Below are 7,608 nucleotides of genomic sequence, written 5' to 3' on the forward strand. Positions count from 1 at the left end.
CAACCCCAGAACAATCTGAGGCCGGGGATGTCAACATATCTGGCGTTGACTTTTGGCACGCTGTTGAGTTCTCAAGGAACGGACACTTCCTTCGGACCGCCTTCCAGCGGGCCCTCCGGGCGCTTCGTTCTTTCGTGTTCCCAGCTTACCAGATGTTTTCCGCCCCGTTTCCGGCGCTTCGTTCATCCAACTCGCTGGTGTCTTCTGCGGCTTTATGCCCCGTCCGACGTTTCAAACTCTAGCCGAGCCCCGCTCCGAAAAGCGAATCGGCCGCAATCCGATAAAACAAGCACGCCGAATAGGAACCAAGCCGCGACAAGGCGCGACCCGGCCCGAACCAGGAGGTGGTGTTTCAAGAGGATTGGCCGCCCCGGGACCGTCCGCGCCGATGCGTGTCCGGTGCTCCCTGCCGAGCGACTGGGAGACAGTACCCCCAATTCAGTGCCCGAAACAAACGCCCAGCCCCAGCAGCCCCCGCCGCAACGTCGAGCGACGGACGTGCGACCGCCCGCGGTCACGGCGTCAGGTCGCGGCACCGTCGGCAACCGTCCGGGCGAGGCGCAGTTGTTCCTCCTCCACGATCAGCGCTGCCAGCGACTGCTCCGAGACGTCGACCGCTTCAGGAGTCGATTCGGCCACGTCGCTGCGGCGCGCGTAGTCGTCGAACAGTCGGCTCTTCGCGCGGAGAATCTCCACCATCCGCTGGTCGACGCTGTCAGCGGCCAGCAGGCGGTGCACCTGTACGCGCCGGACCTGGCCCATTCGATGGGCTCTGGCTATCGCCTGGCTCTCCGTGGTGGGCTTCACCTGGGGTTCGCAGAGAATGACGACCGACGCCGCCTGGATGTTCAGTCCCACACCGCCGGCCTGGATCTGGCTCAGCAGCACCGCATGGCCCTGCACGGCGGCGAACTCGTCCACCACGTCCTGTCGCCGGACAGCGTCCAGTCCTCCGTCGATCGGGCCGAAGGCACGCTGCCCCAGAGCGCCCTGGACAACCCGCAGAACATCTCGGAAGTACGAGAAGACGACGACCTTCAACCCGTTCTCCGCGGCCTCCTCGACGACCTCCATCAGCCGCAGCAGCTTCGCCGACCCTGCCGGGTCCGCGTACGCGGCCCGGCGCATGGCCATGAAGTTCCCCTCGGCGACCGCCGAACGGTAGGCGACGAGATCGGATGCCGACAGTTCCTCCCATTCGTCGACGTGAACGACGTCGGGGAGCTCCGTCAGGACGTCCCGCTGGTTACGGCGCAGGTAGGCCGGTGCGACGGCCCTGCGGAACGACGTCGGCCCTGCGGCGCCCGAACTGCTGTGGATTCCGGGCAGAAGATCGGGCTGCAGATAGCGGACCAGGTTCCGGAACTCCTCCACCCGGTTCTCCATCGGGGTGCCGGTGAGGAACAGGACGCGGTCGACGCGCTCGGTCCACTCGGCCACCGCCCGGGAGCGCTTCGTGCTGTGGTTCTTGACGTAGTGGGCCTCGTCCACCACGACCATGCCGACCGTGACACCCTCCGGGACCTCCAGGCTGCGCAGTCCGTCGAAGGTCACGACGGCGACACCTCCGCTGGCGAGCCATTCGGTGCGCGCCGCTTCCCGTTCCTGGCCGTGGAATCGGAACGCCCTCAGCGTGCTGCGCGACTCGATCTCCCTGATCCAGTTGATGAGGACGCTGGCCGGGCAGACGACGAGAAAGTGTGCGCTCCCGTGCGCCCGGAGGTGCGCGAGCGCGGCAATCGCCTGGATCGTCTTCCCGAGGCCCATCTCGTCGCCGATGATCACCCGCTTCTGCGCGAGGGCGAAGCGGGCACCGAACGCCTGGTAACCGCGGAGCGAGACCTTGCACCGGGTGTCGTCCAGCGGCTCGGCCCGGACCCGGTCCGACAGGCTCTCCGGGAGGAAGCCCTCGGAGGCGGTGAGCCCGTCGGAGCCGGATCCGGCGAACTCGCCCAGGACGCCGTAGAACTCGGCCGAGCGGACTTCGAACTCCGCCCAGGCCTCGATGTCCGTGGCCGGTGGGCGGAGGAGGTCCACCGATGCCTGGGCGAAGAGCATGGACGTTCCCCGGTCCTCCGTCTCCGCGAGCAGGGCGTCCAGCCGATCGACCGCGGCGAACGCCTCCTGTCGGCGCTGCCGCCCGGCGAACAGGCCTCTGACAACGCCCCGGGCCGGCTGGGCGGCGGCGATCAGGGCGGCGGCCTCGCCGACGACACGCTCCGCCAGCTCTCTGGCCCGTCTCGCCTCGGGCCCGGCGGCGACCAGCCGTTGGAGTGCGACGACCAGCGCGGTGCCGGCCGCGTCCTGGTGGTCGACGTCCAGCCGGATCGCCACGGCCTGTTCCGCTGCCCGGGCGATCTGCCCGGCGGCGGCGATGGCCTGGAGAGCGCTCTGGGCTCCGATTCCGGGCAGCAGTTGGAGCGTGTAGGGCGTGGCGTCCACCACCTGCCGCACGGTCCTGATTCCGGCGGTCTCCAACGCGCCGACGCGCAGCCGCCCCTCGGTGACGTCCTTCAGCCGGGCCACGGGAATGGCGTCCAGTTCGTCGCGGACCAGCCGGCCCCGCAGACCGGCCGCGGCCTGGCGCACGTGCTCGACAGCCCCCTGGTGATCGTCGACGACCGCGCGGGCGACCGCATGGAGCCGCTCCCCGTCCGCCAGCACGACCTTGGGCTTCCGGACTGCCCGCTGCCTTTCCCCCACCTACGGCTCCTGTCCCGACTCGACCATGCGACACCCTCTCCGGGCGTCCACATGATTCCATCCGGGCACCGCCGACCGCCCGGGATTCCCGACCACACCCCGGCCGCCCACCGGCCGCCCACCGGCCGCCCACCGGCCCGGAGGAGTTTCCGGGCCGGGTGCCGTCCGTGCGTCCGTGCGTCCGTGCCGATCGACGGCGGGCGCACGGCCGTCAGCCGGCGGTCACAGCGCGGCCAGGCCTGCCTCCAGGTCGTCCAGGCCCAGGGAGCCCTGCCGCAGGGCCTTCATGTGCCAGTGCTTGAGGTCGAAGTCGGCGCCCAGCCGGCGGCGGGCCGCATCGCGGCCGGCCAGCCAGGCGCGCTCGCCGAGTTTGTAGCCGATGGCCTGGCCGGGCCGGCCGAGGTAACGGACGATCTCACTGTGCAGGTGGGCGGGCGCCAGACCGACGTAGTCGGCCATGAAGGCGGTGGCCAGCTCCGGGGTCCAGCGCTCACCTGGGTGGAACGGGGAGCCCGCCGGAATGGCGCTCTCCAGGTGCATGCCGAGGTCGACGATGACGCGGGCGACGCGCATCATCTGCTTGCCGAGGTAGCCGAGGCGGCGTCCGGGATCGGTGAGGAAGCCGAGCTCGTCCATCAGCCGCTCGGCGTACAGGGCCCAGCCCTCCACGTTGGCGCTGATCTTGCCGAGGGTGACCTGGTAGCGGGACAGTCGCTCCGCCGCCGCGGTCCAGGAGGCGAGCTGCAGATGGTGCCCGGGGACGCCCTCGTGGTACCAGGTGCTGACCAGGCGCCAGGTGCGGAACCGCTCCTGCGCGTCGCCGTTGGCCAGCGGGAGGAAGGTCCGGCCCGGGCGGGCGAAGTCGAGGCTCGGCCCGCTGTAGTACGGCGCGGCGGCGCTGCCGGCCGGGGCGATCCTGGTCTCGACCCGGCGCAGCGGGCCGGTGATGTCGAAGTGGTGCCCGTCGAGTGCCTCGATCGCGTCGTCCGTGATCTGCTGCAGCCAGCCGCGCATCCGCTCGGCGCCGTGCACGGTGTGTCCGTGCTCGTCCAGGTGGGCCCGGGCCTCCTGGACGGTGGCGCCGGGCAGCACCCGTTCGGCCTCCGTGCGCAGTTCGGCCCAGACCCGGTGGAACTCCTCCCAGGCCCAGTCGTAGGTCTCGTCCAGGTCCAGGTCGGCGCCGGTGTACTGGCGCGCCCCGAGCAGGTAGCGCTCGCGGCCGACGGCGTCGGGTGTGCCTTCCGCAGCGGACCGGTAGCTGTCGCGGAGCCAGTCCCGGAACGCGGCCACGGCGGCGGTCGCCGCGTTCGCGGCGGCGTCCAGTTCGGGGCGGAGCCGCTGCGGCGCGGGGGCGACGAACTCGGCGAACCAGCCGGGGCCCCCGGCCGTCTCGCCGGTCCACGCGGTGAGCTGCGCGCACAGCACGTCGGCCTGGCGGGGCGCGGCGAGCAGCTTGCGGGCGACGCCCTCCGCCAGCGTGGCCCGGTAGCCGTCCAGCGCGGTGGGCAGGTTGCGCAGCCGGCCCAGGACCGGGGCCCAGTCGTCGTCGGTGGCGGTGGGCATCATCGTGAAGATGCCCCGGAGCTGGTGCACCGGCGTGTGCAGGTTCCGCACGGCGCGGAAGTTCTCGCCGGCCTCGTGCATCCGCACCTCGGCGTCGAGCCGCTCGCGCAGCAGCCGCGCGCACACGAGCTCCGCCGGATCCCCGTCGGGCCCGGCCTCGGGGACGGCGTCCAGGCGCGCCAGCGCCTCCCGCGCGAGCCGGACCGTCTCCTCGACGCCGTCCGGCGACAGGTCGGGCATCCGGTCGTCGCCCGGGGCCAGGCCCAGGGAGGTGGAGGTGACGGGGTCGTGTGCGGCGACCCGGGCCACGTGGTCGTCGGCGATCTGTCGTGGAGTCATCGTCAGCTCCTTCGGTCGGCGATCGGTCGCGGTACCAGGCGTAGGAGGCCTCCGAGGTGCGCCGCTGCGCCGTGAAGTCGGTGCGCCGTGCAGTCGGCGTACAGCGCAGTCGACGTACAGCGCAGTCGACGTGGACGAGTCCGCAGCTCCGGCGGAAGCCCTCAGGCCGTCGAACACGTCGTGATTCTAGCCAGGCTCCGCCCGCCCGCCCCGGACAGCCGTCAAGTCAGCACCGCAGCAGATGGGTTGGGCCACGGCCGGGCAGGACGGGACGGCCGCTCCCCTCCGGCGCGTAGTGGCGCTGATCACAGCGAGTTTCGCTCGGTCGGCGAAATGCGGGGGCCACCCGAGTTGTTTGCACAGGCAACCAATTCCGCCCCGGCGCACTCCACCGGTACCCACGAGGGATCCCATGACCGTCACCGAGCCCGCAGCCTCCCGCGCGGCCGAAATCCTGTCCCGGCCCGTCACGCTCAACGGGCTGACCGTTCCCAACCGCATCGCGATGGCGCCGATGACGCGCAGGTTCTCTCCGGGCGGCGTGCCCGGCGAGGACGTGCGCTCGTACTACGCCCGCCGCGCCGCCGCCGGCGTCGGCCTGATCATCACCGAGGGGACGTACGTCGGCCACGAGTCCGCCGGCCAGAGCGACGACATCCCCCGCTTCCACGGCGAGGAGCAGCTGGCCGGGTGGGCCCGCGTCGCCGAGGACGTCCACGCGGCGGGCGGCACCATCGTGCCGCAGCTCTGGCACATCGGCATGGTGCGCGAGCAGGGCGACCCGCCGTTCGCCGACGCTCCCGCCGTCGGCCCGTCCGGGATCCGGCTGGACGGCACCGAGGGAACCGGCCGGGCGATGACCCGGGCCGATCTGGACGCCGTCATCGGCGCGTTCGCCGAGGCCGCCGCGGCCGCCGAGCGGATCGGCTTCGACGGCGTCGAGCTGCACGGCGCCCACGGCTACCTGCTCGACCAGTTCCTGTGGGCGGGCACCAACCGCCGCACCGACGCCTACGGCGGCGACCCGGTGGCCCGGACGAAGTTCACGGCCGAGCTCGTCGCCGCGGTGCGAGCGGCCGTCTCCCCGGAATTCCCGGTGATCTTCCGCTACTCGCAGTGGAAGTCCGAGAACTACGAGGCCCGCCTCGCCGAGACCCCCGAGGAGCTGGAGGCCATCCTCACCCCGCTCGCCGAGGCCGGCGTCGACGCCTTCCACGCCTCGACCCGCCGCTACTGGGTCCCCGAGTTCGACGGCTCGGACCTCAACCTGGCCGGCTGGACCAAGAAGCTCACCGGCCGCCCCGCCATCACCGTCGGCTCGGTCGGCCTCGACGGCGACTTCATCGGCGCCTTCAGGGGCGAGGGGTCCCCGGTCCAGGCCATCGACAACCTGCTCGACCGGCTGGAGCGCGACGAGTTCGACCTGGTCGCCGTCGGCCGCGCCCTCCTCCAGGACCCGCAGTGGGCCGCCAAGGTCCTCTCCGGCCGCCACGCCGAGCTGCGTCCCTACGGCGCCGAAGCGCTCCGCACCCTCAGCTGACCCACCAGCCCCCGAGGACCCGGCCGCGCGGCGAGCGCAGCGGGGCCGGGCCCTTCGGGCTCCCACAGGACCGCACCGGCAGAACGAGGTGTCAACACGCTTGCGTGGGAGGTGATTTCGGACGGAGTCGACACGGACGAGGCCGTGGCACCGGTGGTGGCCCTCGGCCTGCTGCTCCCACTGCCCTGCGCAGTGGCCCGCACGGCCTTATGGTGAAGAAAAGGCCCCCCGGACGGATCCCTGAGCAGCCTGCCGACGCGCGGCGACGACTTCCCGGAGGAGCGCTGATCATCTTCCCGGAGGAGCGCTGGATCATGAGTACCTATCGAGTGGCGCAGGCGACCGCCCCGGGCGGTGCGCTCCAACCGGCCGAGCGAGAGGTGCCGCAGCCGGGACCCGGCCACGTGAGGATCGCCGTGGAGGCGTGCGGCGTCTGCCACTCCGACACACTCTTCGTGAACGCCGCACTACCGGGTGTGTCGTTCCCCGTGGTGCCCGGGCACGAGATCGCCGGACGCATCGAGGAGTTCGGCGAAGGCACTCGGGACCGTGGATGGCAGATCGGCGACCGGGTGGCGGTCGGCTGGTTCGGCGGCAGCTGCGGCTACTGCGAGCCGTGCCGCCGAGGCGACTTCATCGTGTGCCGGAACTTGAAGGTCCCGGGATGGGCGTACGACGGCGGCTTCGCCGAGAAGGTGATCGCGCCCGCCGACGCACTGGCCCGGATCCCCGACGAACTGGCGGCCGGCGATGCCGGGCCGATGGCCTGCGCGGGCGTGACCACGTACAACGGGCTGCGGCGCAGCTCCGCCCGGCCCGGCGACCTGGTCGCGGTGCTCGGTCTCGGCGGCCTCGGGCACCTCGGGGTCCAGTACGCGGTCGCGATGGGCTTCGAGACGGTGGCGATCGCCCGGGGCGCCGAGAAGGCCGGCTTCGCCGAGCAACTGGGCGCCCACCACTACGTCGACAGCACCGCCGGCACCCCGGTCGCCGAGGCGCTGCAGTCCTACGGCGGCGCCAGGGCCGTGCTGGCCACCGCCGGCAACTCCGAGGCCATCGCGTCCACCCTGGACGGGCTGGCCCCCCGCGGGGAGCTGGTGGTGATCGGGGCCGACACCGCTCCGATGGAGATCAGTCCGGCCGGACTGCTCATGGGCGCCAACGTCGTCCGGGGCCACCCGTCCGGCACCGCGCAGGACGTGGAGGACACGATGGCTTTCAGCGCTCTGCACGGCATCCGCCCGATGACCGAGACCGTGCCGCTGGACCACGCCGAGGAGGCGTACCAGAAGATGCTCGCCGGGAAGGCCCGCTTCCGGATGGTGCTCACCACCGGCTGACCCGGCTCGGCCACCACGCCCCCTAGGAGCAATGCCGGTGACTTTGTGGTCGGTGTCTCGTTGGTTGTGGTGTGGCGAGGGTGGGGCAGGTCAAGTCGCCTGCGAATGAGCGGGTATCGGACC

At 71.8% G+C, this 7,608-nt stretch carries 4 protein-coding genes; 2 read left to right on the forward strand and 2 right to left on the reverse strand.

Translation table 11 applies throughout. From position 1 onward, the window contains the following. Positions 1-522 precede the first annotated feature (522 nt). Together ACIQVZ_RS41970 and ACIQVZ_RS41975 are read right to left on the reverse strand one after the other, a co-directional pair. Positions 523-2,703 carry a DEAD/DEAH box helicase gene (locus ACIQVZ_RS41970; RefSeq protein ID WP_402458322.1) on the reverse strand — a complete coding sequence of 727 codons (2,181 nt, stop codon included), beginning with the start codon at positions 2,701-2,703 and terminating at the stop codon, positions 523-525. 222 nt (positions 2,704-2,925) lie between these two features. After that, a complete protein-coding gene (locus ACIQVZ_RS41975) occupies positions 2,926-4,605 on the reverse strand; it encodes a DUF885 domain-containing protein (RefSeq protein WP_402458324.1) in 1,680 nt (559 codons plus the stop codon). A 412-nt stretch (positions 4,606-5,017) separates the two neighbouring features. Here ACIQVZ_RS41975 and ACIQVZ_RS41980 point away from each other — a divergent pair, with 412 nt between their 5' ends. Together ACIQVZ_RS41980 and ACIQVZ_RS41985 are read left to right on the forward strand one after the other, a co-directional pair. Next, the gene (locus tag ACIQVZ_RS41980; RefSeq protein ID WP_402458327.1) at positions 5,018-6,145 is read left to right on the forward strand and encodes an NADH:flavin oxidoreductase; all 1,128 of its coding nucleotides are present in this window, start codon (positions 5,018-5,020) and stop codon (positions 6,143-6,145) included. Positions 6,146-6,459: 314 nt separating this feature from the next. Then, positions 6,460-7,485, forward strand: a complete 1,026-nt coding sequence (locus tag ACIQVZ_RS41985; protein ID WP_402458330.1) for an alcohol dehydrogenase catalytic domain-containing protein — start codon at positions 6,460-6,462, stop codon at positions 7,483-7,485. Positions 7,486-7,608: the final 123 nt, after the last annotated feature.

Source organism: Kitasatospora sp. NPDC098663 (assembly GCF_044760075.1).
Taxonomy (GTDB): domain Bacteria; phylum Actinomycetota; class Actinomycetes; order Streptomycetales; family Streptomycetaceae; genus Kitasatospora.

Coding starts and splice junctions, on each gene's coding strand:
- ACIQVZ_RS41975 (WP_402458324.1), bottom strand. CDS start 4,605: ATGACTCCACGACAGATCGCCGACGACCACGTGGCCCGGGTCGCCGCA.
- ACIQVZ_RS41980 (WP_402458327.1), top strand. CDS start 5,018: ATGACCGTCACCGAGCCCGCAGCCTCCCGCGCGGCCGAAATCCTGTCC.
- ACIQVZ_RS41985 (WP_402458330.1), top strand. CDS start 6,460: ATGAGTACCTATCGAGTGGCGCAGGCGACCGCCCCGGGCGGTGCGCTC.